A 19189-nucleotide genomic window follows, 5' to 3' on the forward strand; every position below is an offset into this window, starting at 1 on the left:
GCGGGGCGGCGAGCGAACCGTCCGGCCGCAGCCCCAGCTCCTGAAGGCGGGCCGGTGCGGAGCGTCTCCGCCCCGGGCTCGCTCGGGTGCCTGGAGGTCGGGCGACGGACCGCACCGCGCTGCCGGTGGCGCGACGGGCTTCCGGGCCGGACGATCCCCATCACGGACAACGACGGCCGACCGAACAGCGGCACATGCCGCACAAGTGGCAGCTCGCGTCGCCGATGGACAGCGGGATCGGCATGTCGCGGCACCCTGCCTCGGCCAAGGCATCGGCATCCCACGACCTCCAGTCCACCAGGTTGTCCACGTGCTGACGCAGAATCGCGCGGTCACGCTGGCCGATCGGTTCACCATGCCACCCGGTACGGAGTCGGCCCTGTGATCGAAAGTTGTTGTCACCGTGCGGCTCTACAGTGACGGCAAACATCTCGGGTCCGGGAAGTACACGCATGGAGGTGCTGGGTGTCCGCCGAATTGGATGATGTCGACTGGGAGTCGGTGGATGTTCGTTACGGATCGGATACCGGCATTCCCGAGTTGTTGCGCGAGGTCGCATCGGGAGATGACTTCGAGCGCACGGAGGCGCTGCGGGAGCTCGAGGATCAGCTGCATCCGGACGGCAAGGTCTACGACGACGACTACGGCTATCAGTACGACTACGACCACGACTTCGAACGGTCGCCCGTCGATGAATCCCGCGCTGCGCGATTGGCGGCGTTGTGTACGCCGTTTCTGCTCGAATTGGCAGCACGGCCCTTTGGACCCGACCGGCTCAGGATGCTACGGCTCATCGCCGCGCTCGCGCTCGTGGGCGAGGACGAGGACGAGGACGAGGAACAGCCGTTCCGACTCTGGTCCGATACCGAACTGTCAGCCAGTGTCGCGTTGCGGAACCGGCAGGAAGTCCGCCGGGCCATCGGCCGCGCACTGCGGGAGTTGCTCGATCTCCTCGACGATACCGACGCGGACATCCGCGTGGCCGTCGTTCGGGTACTCACTGTCTGCGAAGAGCAGTGGGCAACGGTGGTCCCGGCACTACAGGCGCGACTCGGCTTCGAACCCGATTCGAAGATCAGAGTCGCGATGATCGGGGTCATCGGCGCGATCGCGCTGTACCGGCCGGAACAGGCGGCTCGTCTGGGAATTCCGCAATGGTTCGCCGAATTGCTCTGCGCAAGCGAAGATCCGATAGATCACCTGACGGCGTTGGACCACCTTCTGGCCGCGGACCCGCAGGCACTCCCCGGCCGCGTGGTACCGATCGTGATGGGTGCCGCACATCGGATTCTGGAGCCTTCAGGAGATCATGCCGAGACCCTTCACACGCGAAGGGATGTGTGGCCGATCAGAACTGTCTACACACGGATGGCCTCGCGGCCCGAGGAACAATTCGACCTCGTCCGGGGCCTGATCGGCAGCGAACTGCCGACCGCCCGGGGTTTCGCATGCGAGCTGGCCGAGGACCTGATCCGCACCTGGCGCACGGATCACGTGGAGTTGCTCGAAGCCATCACCGACCAGTTGGCGGACTCGGGAACCTGGTTCGCCGCCGCACAGGTGCTCGCTCGTCTCGGAACGGCAGCCGCACCCGTGATCGACCGCATTCTCGAACAACTCGAGCGCTATGAGCGGGTCACCGAATGGCACGGGCAGGCGACGAGATTCCCACAGCCGCTGGAACTTCCGTGGCTGTCACTGCATACCGAGCTCCCCATGCTGAACCAGCCCGGTCCGCTGCTGCGGGCCGCCGCCAACACCGGCGACGCACGCGCGGTGCCCGCGGTGCGCTGGGCATTGGAACTCGACGAGACACCGGATCGGCTCGAGGAAATCCTGGCGCCTCTCGGCACGCATGCGATCGAGCTGGTGCCGCTCATCCGAGACCGTATGGTCCATACGCATACTCATCCAGCGGACCCCTACCTGGACATGCGGGCTTACCGGTTGGCGCGCGCACTCGGGGCGATCGGCGAACCGGCCGCGGCGGCCGCCCCGGACATCGCGGGCATGCTGTCGGACAGGAAAGCGGAGTTGGTCGAGGTGCTGGGCCAACTCGGCGTGGGCGCGCGGTCGACCGTCGAGACGGTACGCCGGTTCCTGGATCACGACCGCCCCAGAGTTCGTTTGGACGCCGCGGTCGCGCTGTGGCGGTTCACCGGCGATCCCGAACCAGCGCTGGCGCAATTGCACGCGGTGCTGGCGGATGACGATGACGCCGTGCGCGCGGTGAAGCTTCGCGCTCATGCCATCGAGGTCGCCGGGACCTTGGGGTTCGCGGCAGGCGACTGTGCCCCGGCGTTGCGTCGGCTCATCGACCTCGACACGGACCGGTGGGCGACGACCGCCGCCGCCATCGCGTTGTGGCGGGTCACCGCAGACCCCGAACCAACGCTGACTCTGCTGCTCGATCTGAGCGCCGGAGAGCCCGCCGATCCCGACACTTCCGGCACCGAGCCACGGCCGCATTGGCTGACGGTCGCGGCGGAGTGCTTCGCCGAGATCGGACCCGCCGCGCGGGCCGCCGCACCCCTGCTGGCCGCCGAACTGGCTCGACCTCGCCGCCGTCCGGGCAGCGTGCCCGCCGACATCGAGCTCTGCCACGCCTGTCGACGCGCACTCGACGCGATCTTCGCCGCCTGAGGCGCTCGGCCACCGCCGGGACCTCCTCCGGTCGAAACCGATCGAGACCGAATCAGCGCGCGCACGACGATGGGCGGTCGGTGTCCCCGCAAGTCGTCAGGTCCTGACTGAGGTCTGGGGATCGCTGGTTCTCGCTCAGGTTCGTGGGGCGGTGCTGTCGATGACGATGCGGTGGATGGTGGAGCGGGCCGTCCCCGGCACTGTAGTGTTCGCCGCTGAGGGACCGGCGCGTCGAGCGGCCGGGATGGAGGAGATCCCAGTGGACTTGGGCAAGTACCACGACGCGACGAACGGTGGCCGCGAAAGTTCTCGACTGGATCGGCCCAGAATGAAGTTCGATCACGAACGGCGAGCCGCCATACTGCGTCAGCGACCGAAGGTGAAATTCTCTGTGGGGATGAACAATGCGGGGGCGGAATCGAAATGCACACGCACGCCTTCAGGTTGCCAGTCGACGACGCTGATGACGAGTCGATGGTCGCTCGGGACGTCCACGAAGTGGCCGTATCCCATGTTCGGGTAACGACCGGCGTAGATCTCGTACGGCAGCCGCCGGTGGAACAGCGCACTGCGAACCTCGATCAGGCCGATGTAGTGGGTCGACCCGTCGGCGTAACGGACATCGGCAGGCTGCTCGAAGCGCTGCAGCTGCTCGGTATCGTGCATCAGGGTATCGGCGAAAACCAGAGCACCAGCCACTGCCAGCACCAGGCAGACCGCTAACGCGACAAACCGGCGACGCGAAGACGGCCCGACATCAGGTTGTTTCTCCGGTACCGGGCCGTTCACGGGGCAAATGTATCAGAAGTTGATCATATGGCTGGACGGACCGGTGTCGCCCCAATTGTGCTGTAGGAGCGTTCTTTTCCGAGCTCGGGCAGGTACTTGGACACGATGCTGCGGGAGACCAGCCGAGCCGGGCGCCCGAGGAGACGGTCTCCTCCGGTCGAGTCAGGATGGCGCGGGCTTGGCGGATCTGTTCGGCGGTCATGGCCGGCGCTTGCGGAGTCCGGCCACGATCGAGATCAGGTCCTGCGGCGAGCGGCCGAGGCGGTCCAGCGACGGCACGACGAGGGTATCCCCGGGGCCGAGCGCGACACTTGCCCCCTGCTGTCAGCACGGCGGCACGGCGCAGCTTCGCCCGCGATCTCCGCACGGAATGCCGCGAGAGATCCCCCTGATCCGGCGGCAAGTTGAAATAGTCAAGTTTCACAGTGCGCGAGATTAAACTTGCGACGCTAGTTTTCTGTCTGCCCGCAATGAAGCGAGCAGATCGGAGTCAACACACATGCACATCACATCGACCATGCGCCGCCTCGGGATGGCCGCGATCACCCTGGTCGCGACGGCCACCGCTGCACTCGGCATAGCCACGCCACAGGCCACCGCGGCGCCGGCACGGGATCCGATCCTTTTCGTCCACGGATGGCAGGGAGGGGCGTGGAACTGGGATTACATGTGGGGCCGATTCCTGGGCGCCGGGTACTCCCCGGGGGAGATGGCACGATTCAGCTACGACAGCTCACAGTCGAACAAGGACATCGCACTGGAGGTGAAAGCGCAGGTCGATGCGCTACGCGCGAAAACCGGTGCGGCCAAGGTCGACATCATCACCCACTCGATGGGCGGTCTCAACAGTCGCTGGTACCTGAAGAACCTCGACGGCCTGGGTTTCGTCGACGACTGGGTCTCCATCGGCGGCCCCAACCACGGCACCGAGGTCGCCAACGGATGCGCCGACGCCTCCTGTGTGGAGATGCGGCCCGGCTCAGCCTTCCTGGCCGAACTCAACAGCGGCGACGAAACCCCCGGCCAGGTGAACTACGGCACCTGGTGGTCACCGTGCGACGAGATCATCAACCCCGATCAGAGCACCATTCTCAGCGGTGCCACCAACACCCAGACGCTGTGCCCCGGACATCTCACGCTGCTGTCCTCGTCGACGGTTTTCGAGGGCGTGCGCGACTTCGTGAAGTAGTCGGCTGAATCCTGCCGACGGAGTGGTGGACCAGATCGTCGCCATGCTCCGGAGCTGATGAACAGCATGTTCCCGGGCATGCCGATGACGAGGTCATCACGCACCGCTGAAAGCCCGATGCCGTCGACTGCACTGCCTTCGGCGGCATCGGCCTGCTCTGACATTCGACGTAGTCGCCGGTAAGGCCCGACCATCGGCGGCCGGAAACCCGTTTCGCTTGACTCTCCCGCCACTGGAGACCGGAGGCTCGATCCGAGTCCGACAGGAGGAGACATCGTGAAACTCGATCTGGCCAAGAGCGACAAGCAGTACTACACCGCACCGGCCGACCCGGTCTTACGCGCGTTCGACGGCTACGACTACGCCATGATCACCGGCTCCGGCGCGCCCACCGGCCCGGCGTACACCGACGCCGTCAAGCTGCTCTATCAGGCCGCCTACCGCGCCAAGAAAGCCGCGAAGGCGGACGGGCGGGATTTCGTGGTGCCGAAGCTCGAGGGTCTGTGGTGGGTCGAGTCGGACGAACCGCCGCTCTCGGTACCGCGCGAGCAGTGGCACTGGACCATGATGATCCGCATGCCGGACGTGGTCACCGCGGGGATGATCGGCGAGGGGCCCGTGCGGTTCGAGCGCCTGGTCGAGGGCGAGTCGGTGCAGGCGCTGCACGCCGGGCCGTACGCGACGGAGCCGGAGACGCTGGCGCGGATGGAGGCGTTCATGGCGGCCGAAGGACTCACCGCCCACGGACGCCACCACGAGATCTATCTGACCGATCCGAGCAAGAGCCCGGACAGCAAGACCAGGACGATTCTTCGCCAGCCGGTTCGGCGGCCGAGCTGATCGACCGCGCCGCCGTTATCGTCCGGCCCGCGGCCTATCGACCGCGCGCCGGATTCACCACTTACGGCCGGTGTAGGCCAGCAGTTTGCGGTGCGGCGGGGCGTCGTCCGGAATCGGCACCTCGGCCTCGTAGATCCCCGGTGTGCGGAAGATATCGATGCCGCCCATGCTCCGCATGGTCGCGAGCAGCTCGGCACACAGCGCGTCGTCGGCCAGGTCGGGCCGGTCGAGCGCCAGGGCGATGTCGACGCCGTGCACCACCACCTCGGTGAGGTGGATCATCGCGGCGGCCGGGCCTGGCATGGGGCCGAGGCCGATCTGCACCGTCGCCGTCGGCACGTCGGGTCTGCGCCAGGCGGCGCGATCCACTTCGGCCGCGGCCGCGTAGGCGCCCTGCGGGTCCCCGCCCAGCCAGTCGTCGCCGCGCGCGCCGCGCGGATCGTTCCCACTCAGCGCGGCCGCGAAGGTGTGCATGCCACCCACCGTGTGGTTCAGCACGGCCCGCACATCCCAGTCGCTGCACGGCGTCGGCGCGGCGAGCAGGTCGTCGTCGACTGCGGCGACGATTGCGCCGGTCATGTCGAGAGCGCGGTCGATCTGGCCGATGAGAGTGTCCATGGGCATCCTTCGGTCGAGCGGAGTTGGAGCATTGATAGCACGACCGGGTGACAGGCGTCGGCCGACGCACGAAGCGATGCGTCCAGCCCGAACGGCGGCGAAAACGATTGCGCCCCGCCGAATGTCGCGAATCAGCAACCGCGCCGTAGCTCGCCTACCTCAGCAAAAGCGTTGTGCGACAACAGAACTGAATATCGACGTAGCGATTGCCGGAACCGCGGTTCGGAAACCTGTTCTCGCGCGATCTGTGACGAACTCGGCACCCGATCGGGCGTCAGCCCACTCGACAACGCATTTTCCCGAGCCCGGAAATCCCGGCTCGGCGGGCGAATTCGCGCTACCGCGCCGACGATCGCGCTGGGCTCAGCTGGTTTGCGGTCGCCCCTCGGCGCCGGCGTCGTCGGGTCCGTCGGGACGGTGCACGGCGCCGTGATCGGTCCCCTCGTCGGCTTCCTGATCCGGTTCCGGATGCTCCGGCTCGAAGGTCGGCGGCAGGTTCTTCAGGTGCCGGTTCATCGAGCGGACCAGCAGGAAGGTGCCTGCGAGCAGCAGCAGGATGACGGCCAGGCCCAGCGGCGAGGCCTTGCCGAATTCGGGGCCGGTCGGCGTCCCCGGGGTTTGCGCGAGCAGTACCAACATCACCGGGTCGCGTCCTCGATGCCCGCGAACAGGTCGGTCTCCGGGATGGCGGTGCGGACCCGGGTCTTGGCCAGCTCGAACTCCTCGGTCGGCCACAGCCGCTGCTGCATCTCCAGCGGGATCGCGAAGAAGGCGCCGTTCGGGTCGATCTGGGTGGCGTGCGCGCGCAGCGCGTCGTCACGCTGCGGGAAGTACTTGCCGCATTCGATCTGCGTGGTCACCCTGGACATCACGTCGCCGCGCTCCACCGCGTAGGCGCGGATGCGATCCAGCCACTCCTGCAGCGGGAAGGGCTCGCCGATCCGCTCGTACTCGGCGGCGAACAGTTCCAGCCGCTTCATGCTGAAGCCGTGGTCGTAGTAGAGCTTGAGCGGGGTCCACGGCTCGCCCGCGTCGGGGAAGCGCTCCGGATCGCCCGCCGCCTCGAACGCGGCCACCGACACCTGGTGGCAGCGGATGTGGTCGGGGTGCGGATAGCCGCCGGTCTCGTCGTAGGTGGTGATCACGTGCGGCCGGAACTCGCGAACCACGCGCACCAGCGCCTCGGTCGCCTCCTCCAGCGGCACCAGCGCGAAGCAGCCCTCCGGCAGCGGGGGCAGCGGGTCGCCCTCGGGCAGGCCGGAGTCGACGAAACCCAGCCAGGTCTGCCGCACGCCGAGCGCACGCGCCGCGGCCGCCATCTCCTCGCGCCGGATCTCATCGATGCGCTCCAGCACCCCGGGTGTGTCCATCGCGGGGTTGAGGATGCTGCCGCGTTCGCCGCCGGTCAACGTCACGACGAGGACCTCATGGCCCTCGTCGGCGTATCGGGCGGTCGACGCGGCACCCTTGCTGGATTCGTCGTCTGGGTGGGCGTGCACCGCCATGAGGCGAAGGCCACTCACGTCTCGTTCACCATCGCTCTCGGTCGCGGGTGTCGGGTCTTCGTTCCCTATAGTTCCATTCGACCGACTTTTGTTCCGACGTACCCCCCGGGAGCGAGCAGTGACGAGCGATCCCACGCCCGAGCGCAGCGGCGACTCGGCCGCCGAGCAGGCGCGGCGACACGCCGACCGCTACGGGACGACACCGCGGACGCCACGGCGCAAGCTGGCCGTCGCGCTCGGCGTAGTGGTGGTGGCCGCCGGATTTGGCGTCGCTTACCTCGGGTTCCAGAAGTTCGGTCCGGAGGACATCGACGCCGAGCAGCTCGGCTACACGATCGTCGACGAGTCCACCATGACCATCCGGTTGAAGGTCACCCGCGACGAGCCCGGTGAGCCGGTGGTCTGCTTCGTGCGCGCGATGGACCGCGACGGGGCCGAGGTAGGCCGCCGCGAGGTGCTGATCGGCCCGTCGACGAGCGGAACGATCGAACTCACCACCAGGGTCCGCTCGTCCGCCCGACCCGCCGCGGGCAACGTCTACGGGTGCAGCGACAAGGTTCCCGAATACCTCCGGGCGGGGTGATTCAGCACCGCCGCACGGGGTAGTTCAGTATCGCCGGACGGGGTGACTCAACGCCTACGGGCGGGGCGATCGCCCGCTCAGATCGGCGCCTCGCGGGGTGAATCGACGGCCCGACGCCGACAAAATCAACTCCGACCTGCATGTTTGTGATTCATGCTAAAATGGCGTGATACACGGTTCCGCACCCCGGAGCCGTGTTTGCTGCATTGGCGGCCAGCGCTGCGCGTTCCGGGTTTTCGGGTTTGCCCGGAACCGGGCCTGTCGGGGTTCGTAGAACCACCCCCCAGGATCGCTCTAGCCGTCGGCTGGTGCATGCCCTCCGCCAGGTGGGTAATGCGGCAGTGCTCAGGGAATCCCGGCCCGCCGGGAACAACTACTAGGGAGTGATCGAGATGACTGAGACGAACGTGACCTGGCTGACCCAGGAGTCGCACGACAGGCTCAAGGGCGAACTCGACGCGCTCATCGCCAACCGTCCGGTCATCGCCGCGGAGATCAACGAACGTCGGGAAGAGGGCGACCTCAAGGAGAACGGCGGATACCACGCCGCGCGTGAGGAGCAGGGCCAGCAGGAGGCTCGCATCCGCCAGCTCCAGGAGTTGCTGAACACCGCCAAGGTCGGCGTCGCGCCGACCAAGTCCGGCGTCGCGCTGCCGGGCTCGGTCGTGAAGGTCTACTACGACGGCGACGAGTCCGACACCGAGACCTTCCTCATCGCCACCCGCGAAGAGGGTCTGCGCGGCAACTCCAACCTGGAGACGTACTCGCCGAACTCCCCGCTCGGCGGCGCGCTCATCGACGCGAAGGTCGGCGAGACCCGCGAATACACGCTGCCGAACGGCAACACCATGAAGGTGACGCTGGTCAGCGCCGAGCCGTACCACAGCTGATCCCGCCGCGCGCCCCTCGTCTGCGCGCGGGCGCCGATCCGGTCGCCGACCGGATCCGGGCCGAGAAAACCCGACCGATACGCGAGCGGCCGCACTCGATCCCGAGTGCGGCCGCTTCGTCGTATCCATTCCTGTCTCTGTCCTTATTTCGCGAGCGCCTGCTCGACGTCGGCCAGCAGGTCGCTGATGTCCTCGATGCCCACCGAGAGCCGCACCAGATCGGCGGGCACCTCCAGCAGCGACCCCTCGGTGGACGCGTGTGTCATGGCGCCGGGGTGCTCGATCAGCGATTCGACGCCGCCCAGCGATTCGGCGAGGGTGAAGATCTCGGTCCGCGCGCAGAAGTCGTGCGCGGCTTCCTTGCCGCCGTGCAGGCGCACCGAGATCATGCCGCCGAACCGGCGCATCTGCTTGTCGGCCACCACATGTCCGGGGTGCTCGGGCAGGCCGGGGTAGATGACCTGGGAGATGGCCGGATGCTTGCTGAGGAAGTCGGCGAGGGTCTCCGCGTTGTCGCAGTGGCGCTCCATGCGCACCGCCAGCGTCTTGGTGCCGCGCATGGTGAGGAACGCGTCGAACGGGCCCGGCACCGCGCCCGCGCCGTTCTGTAGGAAGGCGAACGCCGCGTCCAGCTCCGCGTCGTCGGTGATCAGCGCGCCACCCACCACGTCGGAGTGTCCGCCCAGGTACTTGGTGGTCGAGTGCACCACGATGTCGGCGCCGAGCAGCAGCGGCTGCTGCAGGTACGGGGTGGCGAAGGTGTTGTCCACCACCAACTTCGCGCCCGCGGCGTGCGCGATGTCGGCGAGCGCGGGGATGTCGCCGATGCTGAGCAGCGGGTTGGTCGGGGTCTCGACCCAGATCAGCTTGGTGTTCGGGCGGATCGCGGCGCGCATCTCGTCGGTGTTGAACACGTGCGCGGGCGAATGCTCGATGCCCCACTGGCTGAACACCTTGTCGATCAGCCGGAAGGTGCCGCCGTAGGCGTCGTCCGGGATGACGATGTGATCGCCGGGGCGCAGCGTGGCGCGCAGCGCGCAGTCGGTGGCGGCCATACCGGAGGCGAAAGCCCGTCCGTAGCGGCCGGATTCGAGCGCAGCCAGATTCGCTTCGAGGGCGGTCCGCGTCGGGTTGCCGGTGCGCCCGTACTCGTAGCCGCCGCGCAGACCACCGACGCCGTCCTGGGCGAAGGTCGAGCTCGCGTAGATAGGCACGTTGACCGCGCCGGTCTGGGGGTCGGGATCGAATCCGGCATGCACGGCGCGTGTGGAGAATCCCAGCTCACTCATGGGGACACTGTAGAGGGAGCCATTTTCGGGCTATCCGGCCGGGGCGCGTCGTGACGCCCGTCTCAGCCCCGGTCCCGGCCGATCCGCGGGCGTGCGGCCGTGGCCGCTTCCATCCGGCGGACTTCCTTCGGCGGCGCAACTTACGCTGAATGCATGGTGACTGTCGAGGAACTGTTCGCGATCGATGCGCTGCTCTCCAGGGAGGAGCGGGAGATCAGGGATACCGTCGCGGCCTTCGGCGCGCAGCGGCTGCGCCCGCACATCGCGGACTGGTTCGAGGCGGGCACGTTCCCGGCCCGTGAGATCGCGCCGGAGCTGGGCAAGCTGGGTCTGCTCGGCATGCACTTGGAGGGTTACGGCTGCGCGGGGATGTCCGCGACGGCTTACGGCCTGGCCTGCCAGGAGCTGGAGGCGGTCGATTCGGGCGTGCGCAGCATGGTGTCGGTGCAGGGCTCGCTGGCGATGACCGCGATCCACAAGTTCGGCTCCGAGGAGCAGAAGCAGCGCTGGCTGCCGGAGATGGCCGCGGGCGCCGCGCTGGGTTGTTTCGGACTGACCGAGCCCGACTTCGGCTCCAATCCCGGCGGAATGCGCACCAGGGCCAAGCGCGACGGCGACGGGTGGGTGCTCAACGGGTCGAAGATGTGGATCACTAACGGCTCGGTGGCCGATGTCGCGGTGGTGTGGGCCTACGCCGAGGACGGCGACGCCAAGCCCGTGGTGCGCGGTTTCCTGGTGCCCGCGGGGACGCCGGGCTTCACCGCGCGGGAAATGCACCGCAAGCTCTCGCTGCGGGCATCGATCACGGCCGAACTCGATTTCGACGACGTCCGGTTGCCCGCCGACGCGGTGCTGCCGGAATCGCGCGGGCTGAGCTCCCCGCTGGCCTGCCTGAGCGAGGCGCGCTTCGGCATCATCTTCGGCGCGCTCGGCGCTGCCCGCGATTGCCTGAGCGCCACCATCGAATACGCCAGGACCCGCGAGGTGTTCGACAAGCCACTGGCCGCCTATCAGCTCACCCAGGGCAAGCTCGCCGACATGGCGCTGGAGCTCGGCAAGGGACAGCTGCTCGCGGTGCACCTCGGCCGGCTGAAGGATCGCGGCGAGATCAGCGCCGAACAGATCAGCGCGGGCAAGCTGAACAGCACCAGGGAGGCCATCGCCATCGCCCGCGAGTGCCGCACCATCCTCGGCGCCAACGGCATCACCCTCGACTACCCGGTGTTGCGGCACGCCAACAATCTGGAATCGGTGCTCACCTACGAGGGCACCGCGGAGGTGCACCAGCTCGTGCTCGGCAAGGCCCTCACCGACGCGAACGCGTTCCGCTGAGGTAGAGCCAGTAATTTGCTGGAAAATTCGGCGATACGCTCGGGCAATTAGTCGAACATCACAGTTTTATGGATTCTGGCCGATTGCTAGCATGGATGAGTGTTTTCGCTCGGCCCCGCGTTGCTCGAAGTATCGGCGCGAAGAATGTTGAACCGCCTGCACACGACGCACGGGGCCGGGGCACTCATGGCGGCTGCGGAATTCCCGTCGGTATCGGCGGCGCTCGATCAGCACGCGGCCGCCGTACGCGACATTCTCGACATGGGCATCGAAGGCGCGAGCTCGGTGCCCGCGACGGTGCTGCTCGCCGGATATGTCAGAGGGTTGCTCGACCACCCCTGCCCCGCGGACTCCGGCACGGTCCCGTTCGTCAGCGCCGCACCCGAGAACGCTCTCGGCTGGCTGAACGCCGACTGGCTACAGCTGCGTCTCGCCGGGGTCTGCCGCTACGCCGCAGGGCAACAGGACTGACAGAACGTCCGCCCCGGGTACGCACCCGAGGCGGACGTTTCGATCACCGGTCCTACCGCGTGTCGCGCGGCTCGTCGTACTCCGCGTACTCGCCGCCGCCCTGGGTGTAACCGCCCTGCGGGTAGTTTCCGCCCTGCGTGTAGCCGCCTTGCTGGTAGGCGGCGCCCTGCGAATAGCCATGCTGCCCGCCCTCGGGATAACCACCGCTCTCGGGATACCCGGCGCCCTCGGCGTAACCACCGCCCTGGCCGCCCAGCGCATGGGCGCCGCCCTGGCCGCTCTGCGGGTAGCCGCTGCCCTGCGGGTAGCTACCGCTCTGCCCCTGGGTCATGCCCGCCCGCTGCTGCGAGTAGCCGCTCTGCGAACGTCCACCCGTCATGGCCGCTTCCTGGACCCACTGCTGAGCGGGCACGGGCCTGCGCGCCCACTGCTGCTCGCGGGAAACGTCCTCGCGGCCGCGCTGGTAGGCGTCAGCGTGGCCTTTGACCACGGGCATCTCCGCCTCGAGATTGCGCAGCCACGTGTCCCAGCGCCGCTGCATCGGCCGGATCAGGCCGCCGCCGACGCCGACCACCAGGATGCCGCCGACGGTGGCGAGCACGGCGATCAGGATGGGGATGGTCACCGAGGTGGCGACACCGATCTGGTTCAGCGCCCCGATGATGCCGACACCCCAGACGAACACCGCCGCCACCCTGCCGAGCACGGCGCCGTAGGACAGGCCGCCGAGCATGCTGGTGATCATCTCGCGCACCGCGTGGGCGATCGCGCCCGCGACGACCACGATGATGATCGCGACCGCGGCCTGCGGCAACCAGGAGACGATGCCGTCGAGCATGTCGCTGACCGCATTCGGACCGAACACGCCGAAGCCGAGTTGCAGCGCGATCAGCAGGATCGCGTAGTAGGCGAGCTTGGCGATCAGGTTCGAGGCGTCGTATTTGCTGCGTTCGAGCATCTGCCTGATCCCGCCGCGCTCGACGAGCCGGTCGAAGCCGACTCGCTCGAGCACCTTGCCGACGATCGTCGCCACCACCTTGGCAACGATCCAGCCGATGAGGAGGATGACCGAGAAACCGGCGAGCTTGGGCACGAACGTCGCGATCGAACTCCACGCGTCCGAAAGTCCTTGCTGGAAATCGATAGCCAAACTGGAGGTGTACACCGCGCCTTCCCTTCGCTATCCGATTAAGCCAGGGCGATTGCCGTGGCGATGTCCAGGCCCGGTTATACCTCCGCGAGGCACTGAACTCCGGTTATTTGCGAAGAATTTGCCGTTCGCGCCATGGCGCCCTAATTCGGGGCCGAAGTCCATTCGACGCCTATCAGGAACGAAGCCGCCGCGCGGTCGAAGCGCCGAGAACCCCTCCAGCCGAACCGGATCCCGTTGCCATCACACGGCGCGACGACGCTCGCCACTCATGCACTACCTGCATGAAATGTGATCTAGAGCACACTCACCACGAACATGCCGGCCCTACCGGCCTACGGCGAAGCCGAACCAGAGCCTCTCGACGCCGCGCAGCCCGTGCAGGCACGGTGCGTCGAAAGACCTGCAGTGACGAGCTGCGCGGCGGTCAGTGACCGATGCGGCCGGTGCTCAGGAAGCCGAGCAGGTCGTGGCGGGTGATGACGCCGACCGGCTTGCCGTCCTCGACGACCATCAGCGCGTCGGTGTCCGACAGCGCCTTGGTGGCCGCGGAGATGGGCTCGCCGGAACCGATCAGCGGGAACGACGGGCTCATGTGCTCGGCCACCGAGTCGGTGAGCTGCGCGCGGCCTTCGAAGACCGCGGAGAGCAGGTCGCGCTCGGTGACGCTGCCCGCCACCTCGCCCGCCATCACCGGCGGCTCGGCGCCGACGACCGGCATCTGCGAGACGCCGTATTCGCGGAGGATCTCGATGGCGTCGCGCAGCGTCTCCGACGGGTGGGTGTGCACCAGGTCGGGCAGCTCGCCGGACTTGCCGCGCAGCACGTCGCCGACCAGCGGCTCCGGGCTGCCGTCGAGGCGGCTGCGCAGGAAGCCGTAGGAGCTCATCCACTCGTCGTTGAAGATCTTGGAGAGGTAGCCGCGACCGCCGTCCGGCAGCAGCACCACGACGACCGCGTCCGGGTCGCGGCGCGCCACCTCGATGGCGGCGACCACGGCCATACCGCAGGAACCGCCGACGAGCAGCCCTTCCTCACGGGCCAGCCTGCGGGTCATGTCGAAGGAGTCGGCGTCGGAGACCGCGATGATCTCGTCCGGCACGGCCGGGTCGTAGGCCGAGGGCCAGAAGTCCTCGCCGACGCCCTCCACCAGGTACGGGCGGCCGGTGCCGCCGGAATACACCGACCCCTCGGGGTCGGCGCCGATGATCTTGACCTTGCCGCCCGACACTTCCTTCAGGTAGCGGCCGGTGCCGGTGATGGTGCCGCCGGTGCCGACGCCCGCGACGAAGTGGGTGATCTTGCCTTCGGTGTCGCGCCAGATCTCCGGGCCGGTGGTCTCGTAGTGGCTCTGGGGGCCGCCGGGGTTGGAGTACTGGTCCGGCTTCCACGCGCCTTCGATCTCGCGGACCAGGCGATCGGAGACGCTGTAGTAGCTGTCCGGGTGGTCCGGCGGCACAGCGGTCGGGCAGACGACCACTTCGGCGCCGTAGGCGCGCAGCACGTTGCGCTTGTCCTCGGAGACCTTGTCCGGGCAGACGAACACGCACTGGTAGCCGCGCTGCTGCGCGACGAGCGCCAGCCCGACGCCGGTGTTGCCCGAGGTCGGCTCGACGATGGTGCCGCCCGGCTTCAGCAGTCCGGCCTTCTCGGCGGCGTCGATCATCTTCACCGCGATCCGGTCCTTGGCACTGCCGCCCGGATTCAGGTATTCGATCTTGGCCGCGACGAGTCCGTCGGTCGGCCCCACCACACTGTTCAACCGGACCAAGGGCGTGTTGCCGATGAGGTCCACGACATGATCCGCGATGCGCATAGCCCTATCGTTGCAGAAGGCTCCCTGTGACATGACCGACGGTCCCGGGGCAGGCAGCGGCGGCGTAACCATGCGGCGACCTGGGAACACCGCCGAGGGCGGCCTTGTGAGTTCGCGCACGTCCGTCCGGAGCGTCCGGTCGGCGACACGCCACGGAGCGGGCCTGCCGCCCTTAGGATCGGGAAACATGAGGCAGCCCACTATCACTCGCGCCGCCACCGTCCTCGCCGCGACGGCGACGGCCGCGCTGATCGGGACCGGAGCGCAGGCCAACGCAGGCACCGTGTCGTTCCCGCAAGTGCCGACCATGGCCCACGGCGGACTCTGCTGGACCACCATTCAGACCTGGGCCGACACCAGCCCCGATTGGCCGGGCCGCGCCATTCTGAACGTCCGCGCGCTGCCGGTCGCGGGCATCGGCCCCGGCCGGTACCCGCTGGCGCCGCTGTGCGAGGTGCGCACCACCGTCGCGTGGCGCAATCTGAACACCGGGGCGACCGGCGTTTACGAGAACACGGTGGTCACCGGCATCTACGGCAGCATCCAGTACGCGCTGTTCCAGGACACCGGGCCGGGCCGCATCGAGGTCACCGTCACCACCGACGCACTGAGCATTCCCGCGCGCGGCACCTTCGACGTCGCCTGACGGTTCCGTTCCTCGGGATTCGCTCGCGCCGAGCCCTCGGATCAGCCCGTAAAATTCCGGAACGTGGGAGCATCTCGGATCAGCCTGCGCACGGCCGCCGTCACCGGGGCTGCGACGTTGCTCGCCGGTTCCGGGGCGGGTACCGCATCGTGGGCCGCCTATCGGCTGCTCATGGCGCAGGCGGGCGTGGCGCGCGGCGTGATCGGCCGCGACACCTCGAAACCGCCGGTGGCGGACGGCGTCTACACCGCGGGCTGCGGCGCGCCCGAGCCGTGGCGCACCGGTAAGCACGCCGATCTGCACCTGATGATCTTCGGCGACTCCACCGCGGCCGGCGTCGGCTGCCTGACCGCCGACGGGGTGCCGGGCGTGCGCATCGCCCGCGCACTCGCCGAGGCCAGCGGGAAGCGAATCCGGTTGAGCACCAAGGCGATTTCCGGTGCCACCTCCAAGGGCCTCGCCGGCCAGGTGGACGCCATGTTCGTCGCGGGACCGCCGCCCGACGCGGCGGTGATCTTCATCGGCGCCAACGACATCACCAAGAAGCACTCCGTCAGCGCCTCGGCGCGCAGGCTCGGCGCCGCGGTGGCCAGGCTGCACCTGGCGGGCAGTGTCGTGGTGGTGGGCACCTGCCCCGATCTGGGCTCGGTGTCAGCGATCCCGCAGCCGCTGCGCACCATCGTGCGCAATTGGAGCGTGCGACTGGGCAGGGCGCAGTTCGCGGTCACCGCCGCCGCGGGCGGGCACCCGGTAGCACTGGGCGAGCTGGGTCCGGAATTCCGCACCGACCCCGAGCAGATGTTCTCCGCCGACGGCTTCCACCCCTCGGCGGCCGGTTACGAACTGGCCGCGGCGCGAGTGCTTCCCGCGCTGCTCGCCGCCCTGGAACAGCGCGGACTGCGCACCGACCGCGACGCGCACGGCCCGCGCCGTGGGCTCGCGGCCCGGCTGCGCGGGCTGGTTGCCCAGAAATCCGGCGTGATCGCAGCGGACGACGCCGAAGCGCGCAATGGCCGGGGTGGCGTTCCCGGCGCTCGACAGGTTCGGTACACATAGAAGTGCCAGTACAAAACTGAGCAGCAAGTACGAAGGAGCCCTCATGCCAGAGGCAGTTATCGTTTCGACCGCCCGCTCCCCCATCGGCCGGGCCCGCAAGGGCTCGCTGGTCGACATGCGGCCCGACGACCTGACCACCCAGATCGTGCGCGCGGCGCTCGACAAGGTTCCTGCGCTCGACCCCACCCAGATCGATGACCTGATCCTCGGCTGCGGCTCCCCCGGCGGCGAGCAGGGCTTCAACATCGCCCGGATCGTCGCGGTGCAGCTGGGCTACGACTTCGTTCCCGGCACCACCGTGCACCGGTACTGTGCCTCCTCGCTGCAGTCCACCCGGATGGCGTTCCACGCGATCAAGGCCGGCGAGGGCGACGTGTTCATCTCCGCGGGTGTCGAGACCGTCTCGCGCTACGTCAGCGGCTCGGCCGACAGCTGGCCGAACACCCAGAACCCGCTGTTCGACGAGGCCCAGGCCCGGACCGCGAAGACCGCCGAGGGCGGCGCGGGCATCTGGCACGACCCGCGCGAGGACGGCCTGATCCCGGACGCCTACATCGCGATGGGGCAGACCGCGGAGAACGTCGCCAGCCTTACCGGCATCACCCGCGAGGACCAGGACCGCTGGGGCGTGCGCTCGCAGAACCGCGCGGAGGAGGCCATCAAGAACGGCTTCTTCGAGCGCGAGATCACCCCGATCACCCTGCCGGACGGCACCGTGGTCTCCACCGACGACGGCCCGCGCGCCGGCGTCACCTACGAGGCCGTCTCCCAGCTGAAGCCGGTCTTCCGCCCGGACGGCAGCATCACCGCCGGTAACTGCTGCCCGCTCAACGACGGCGCGGCCGCGCTGGTCATCATGAGCGACACCAAGGCCAAGGAACTCGGCCTGACCCCGCTGGCGCGCATCGTGTCCACCGGTGTCTCCGGCCTGTCGCCGGAGATCATGGGTCTCGGCCCGATCGAGGCCGTGAAGCGCGCGCTGGCGCTGGCGGGCAAGACGGTCGACGACATCGACCTGTTCGAGATCAACGAGGCCTTCGCCGTGCAGGTGCTCGGCTCGGCCCGCGAGCTGAAGATCGACGAGGACAAGCTGAACGTCTCCGGCGGCGCCATCGCGCTCGGCCACCCGTTCGGCATGACCGGCGCCCGCATCACCACCACGCTCATCAACAACCTCCAGACCTACGACAAGCAGTTCGGTGTGGAGACCATGTGCGTCGGCGGCGGCCAGGGCATGGCCATGGTCATCGAGCGACTGAGCTGACGCTTTCGCTCCCGATGCGGCTCTCGATCCTCCGGGATCGGGAGCCGTTCTTCGTTCCGCCGCTGCCCGGCTGGTAATCGACTCCGCCGACGAACAAGGCGGCCGCCGGGAATCCCGGCGGCCGCCTCCGTCATATCGCGGCATCAGCCGCGCCTCACTAGTCGTTCTGGAAGTAGCTCAGCAGTCGCAGAATCTCGACGTAGAGCCAGACCAGCGTGACGGTCAGGCCGAGGGCGACGCCCCAGGCCGCCTTCTCGGGAGCCTGCGCCCGGATCAGCTGATCGGCGGCGTCGAAGTCGAGCAGGAAGCTGAACGCGGCGATCGCGATGCAGACCAGGCTGAACACGATGGCGAGCGGGCCGCCGTCGCGCAGGCCGAAGCCGCCGTCGGTGAAGAAGCTCGCGATCAGGTTGCCCAGCATGAGCACCACGACGCCGATGACGGCGCCGATGATCATGCGGGTGAACCGCGGCGTCACGCGGATCGCGCCCGTCTTGTAGACGACCAGCATGCCCGCGAACACACCGAACGTGCCGAGCACCGCCTGCCCGATCAGCGCGGCACCGCCCGCGCCGCCGAAGGTGATGTCGGTGAACATGAACGACAGCGCGCCGAGGAACAGGCCCTCCGCGACCGCGTAGCCCAGCACGAGCGCCGGGTTGTCCATCTTGTTGGCGAAGCTGGCGATCAGCACGAGCACTAGGCCGACCAGACCGCCGACGATGACGAACAGCGGCGCGAGGCTCGTGTTGGCCGCGGTGAGGCCGAAGGCGACGAGCGCCGAGAGCGTCAGCACGCCGAGCGTGATGCCGGTCTTGGTCACCACGTCGTCGATGGTCATCGCCCGGGTGGTGGGCGGGGCCTGCTGGTACGGCTGGTACTGGTTGGGGTACTGGTTACCGAACTGCTGTCCGAACTGCCCGGCACCCGCTACACCCGAACCGAAGTTGGCGTAGCCGCCGCCCTCTTGCTTGGGCAAATTTTTGAAGACCGGATTGCTTGTAGTGCGCACCGTGAGTGCCTTTCTGGAGTCGTTGCCGCTGTCTGCCGAGCTGGTGCTCGATATCCAACTGCCTGGTCCAACGTCCGGCACTCGTGCCGAGTTCCC

At 68.2% G+C, this 19189-nt stretch carries 19 protein-coding genes and 1 pseudogene; 10 read left to right on the plus strand and 10 right to left on the minus strand.

Features of this window, described 5'->3' with window-relative positions; translation table 11 throughout:
* Positions 1–160: 160 nt before the first annotated feature.
* Positions 161–559 (minus strand): DUF255 domain-containing protein, encoded by a 399-nt coding sequence (locus ACRWNM_RS07015; protein WP_431964698.1) that lies wholly within the window; start codon positions 557–559, stop codon positions 161–163.
* Here ACRWNM_RS07015 and ACRWNM_RS07020 point away from each other — a divergent pair.
* The gene (locus tag ACRWNM_RS07020; protein WP_431964700.1) at positions 466–2643 is read left to right on the plus strand and encodes a HEAT repeat domain-containing protein; all 2178 of its coding nucleotides are present in this window, start codon (positions 466–468) and stop codon (positions 2641–2643) included. The two genes, ACRWNM_RS07015 and ACRWNM_RS07020, sit on opposite strands and share 94 nt — an antisense overlap.
* Before the next feature lie 366 nt (positions 2644–3009).
* On the opposite strand, the gene ACRWNM_RS07025 is transcribed toward ACRWNM_RS07020, so the two are convergent.
* Together ACRWNM_RS07025 and ACRWNM_RS07030 are read right to left on the minus strand one after the other, a co-directional pair.
* Complete coding sequence (locus tag ACRWNM_RS07025) at positions 3010–3432, minus strand: hypothetical protein (RefSeq protein ID WP_431964702.1); 423 nt, start codon at positions 3430–3432, stop codon at positions 3010–3012.
* Positions 3433–3630: 198 nt separating this feature from the next.
* Positions 3631–3729 (minus strand): annotated as a pseudogene (locus ACRWNM_RS07030) (recombinase family protein); the annotation flags it as partial.
* Between the two features lie 202 nt (positions 3730–3931).
* On the opposite strand from ACRWNM_RS07030, the gene ACRWNM_RS07035 reads away from it, so the two are divergent.
* The gene (locus ACRWNM_RS07035; protein ID WP_431964704.1) at positions 3932–4621 is read left to right on the plus strand and encodes an esterase/lipase family protein; all 690 of its coding nucleotides are present in this window, start codon (positions 3932–3934) and stop codon (positions 4619–4621) included.
* A gap of 276 nt (positions 4622–4897) precedes the next feature.
* On the plus strand, positions 4898–5461 hold the full coding sequence (locus tag ACRWNM_RS07040; protein WP_431964706.1) for a GyrI-like domain-containing protein: 564 nt from the start codon (positions 4898–4900) through the stop codon (positions 5459–5461).
* 54 nt (positions 5462–5515) lie between these two features.
* Here ACRWNM_RS07040 and ACRWNM_RS07045 read toward each other — a convergent pair whose 3' ends face one another.
* The 3 genes from ACRWNM_RS07045 to mca all read right to left on the minus strand — a co-directional run bounded on the left by ACRWNM_RS07045 (position 5516) and on the right by mca (position 7584).
* Positions 5516–6079: a TIGR03086 family metal-binding protein gene (locus ACRWNM_RS07045; protein ID WP_431964708.1), complete on the minus strand. Its 564-nt coding sequence runs from the start codon at positions 6077–6079 to the stop codon at positions 5516–5518.
* A 363-nt stretch (positions 6080–6442) separates the two neighbouring features.
* On the minus strand, positions 6443–6718 hold the full coding sequence (locus ACRWNM_RS07050; RefSeq protein WP_431965375.1) for a hypothetical protein: 276 nt from the start codon (positions 6716–6718) through the stop codon (positions 6443–6445).
* Positions 6718–7584: a mycothiol conjugate amidase Mca gene (gene mca / locus ACRWNM_RS07055; RefSeq protein ID WP_431965377.1), complete on the minus strand. Its 867-nt coding sequence runs from the start codon at positions 7582–7584 to the stop codon at positions 6718–6720. The genes ACRWNM_RS07050 and mca overlap by 1 nt, the downstream gene beginning before the upstream one ends.
* Before the next feature lie 118 nt (positions 7585–7702).
* Here mca and ACRWNM_RS07060 point away from each other — a divergent pair, with 118 nt between their 5' ends.
* Positions 7703–8167 (plus strand): DUF4307 domain-containing protein, encoded by a 465-nt coding sequence (locus tag ACRWNM_RS07060; RefSeq protein WP_431964710.1) that lies wholly within the window; start codon positions 7703–7705, stop codon positions 8165–8167.
* A gap of 392 nt (positions 8168–8559) precedes the next feature.
* The gene (greA, locus tag ACRWNM_RS07065; protein WP_355001973.1) at positions 8560–9057 is read left to right on the plus strand and encodes a transcription elongation factor GreA; all 498 of its coding nucleotides are present in this window, start codon (positions 8560–8562) and stop codon (positions 9055–9057) included.
* A gap of 143 nt (positions 9058–9200) precedes the next feature.
* Here the strand turns inward: greA and ACRWNM_RS07070 are convergent, their stop codons facing one another.
* Positions 9201–10346 carry a cystathionine gamma-synthase gene (locus tag ACRWNM_RS07070; RefSeq protein ID WP_431964713.1) on the minus strand — a complete coding sequence of 382 codons (1146 nt, stop codon included), beginning with the start codon at positions 10344–10346 and terminating at the stop codon, positions 9201–9203.
* A gap of 153 nt (positions 10347–10499) precedes the next feature.
* On the opposite strand from ACRWNM_RS07070, the gene ACRWNM_RS07075 reads away from it, so the two are divergent.
* Complete coding sequence (locus ACRWNM_RS07075; RefSeq protein WP_431964715.1) at positions 10500–11678, plus strand: acyl-CoA dehydrogenase family protein; 1179 nt, start codon at positions 10500–10502, stop codon at positions 11676–11678.
* 99 nt (positions 11679–11777) lie between these two features.
* Entirely contained in the window at positions 11778–12149 is a 372-nt protein-coding gene (locus tag ACRWNM_RS07080; RefSeq protein WP_431964717.1) for a DUF6401 family natural product biosynthesis protein, read from the plus strand.
* Positions 12150–12201: 52 nt separating this feature from the next.
* On the opposite strand, the gene ACRWNM_RS07085 is transcribed toward ACRWNM_RS07080, so the two are convergent.
* The gene (locus tag ACRWNM_RS07085) at positions 12202–13314 is read right to left on the minus strand and encodes a mechanosensitive ion channel family protein (RefSeq protein WP_431964719.1); all 1113 of its coding nucleotides are present in this window, start codon (positions 13312–13314) and stop codon (positions 12202–12204) included.
* Positions 13315–13726: 412 nt separating this feature from the next.
* Positions 13727–15115: a cystathionine beta-synthase gene (locus ACRWNM_RS07090; RefSeq protein ID WP_431964721.1), complete on the minus strand. Its 1389-nt coding sequence runs from the start codon at positions 15113–15115 to the stop codon at positions 13727–13729.
* Positions 15116–15302: 187 nt separating this feature from the next.
* Here ACRWNM_RS07090 and ACRWNM_RS07095 point away from each other — a divergent pair, with 187 nt between their 5' ends.
* The 3 genes from ACRWNM_RS07095 (at position 15303) to ACRWNM_RS07105 (ending at position 18081) form a co-directional block, all read left to right on the plus strand.
* Complete coding sequence (locus ACRWNM_RS07095) at positions 15303–15761, plus strand: hypothetical protein (protein ID WP_431964723.1); 459 nt, start codon at positions 15303–15305, stop codon at positions 15759–15761.
* A gap of 63 nt (positions 15762–15824) precedes the next feature.
* Complete coding sequence (locus ACRWNM_RS07100; RefSeq protein ID WP_431964725.1) at positions 15825–16817, plus strand: SGNH/GDSL hydrolase family protein; 993 nt, start codon at positions 15825–15827, stop codon at positions 16815–16817.
* Positions 16818–16860: 43 nt separating this feature from the next.
* Positions 16861–18081 carry an acetyl-CoA C-acetyltransferase gene (locus ACRWNM_RS07105; RefSeq protein ID WP_431964727.1) on the plus strand — a complete coding sequence of 407 codons (1221 nt, stop codon included), beginning with the start codon at positions 16861–16863 and terminating at the stop codon, positions 18079–18081.
* A 157-nt stretch (positions 18082–18238) separates the two neighbouring features.
* Here ACRWNM_RS07105 and ACRWNM_RS07110 read toward each other — a convergent pair whose 3' ends face one another.
* On the minus strand, positions 18239–19093 hold the full coding sequence (locus tag ACRWNM_RS07110; protein WP_431964729.1) for a Bax inhibitor-1/YccA family protein: 855 nt from the start codon (positions 19091–19093) through the stop codon (positions 18239–18241).
* Positions 19094–19189 lie beyond the last annotated feature (96 nt).

This window comes from Nocardia sp. bgisy134 (genome assembly GCF_965341865.1).
Taxonomy (GTDB): Bacteria; Actinomycetota; Actinomycetes; order Mycobacteriales; family Mycobacteriaceae; genus Nocardia.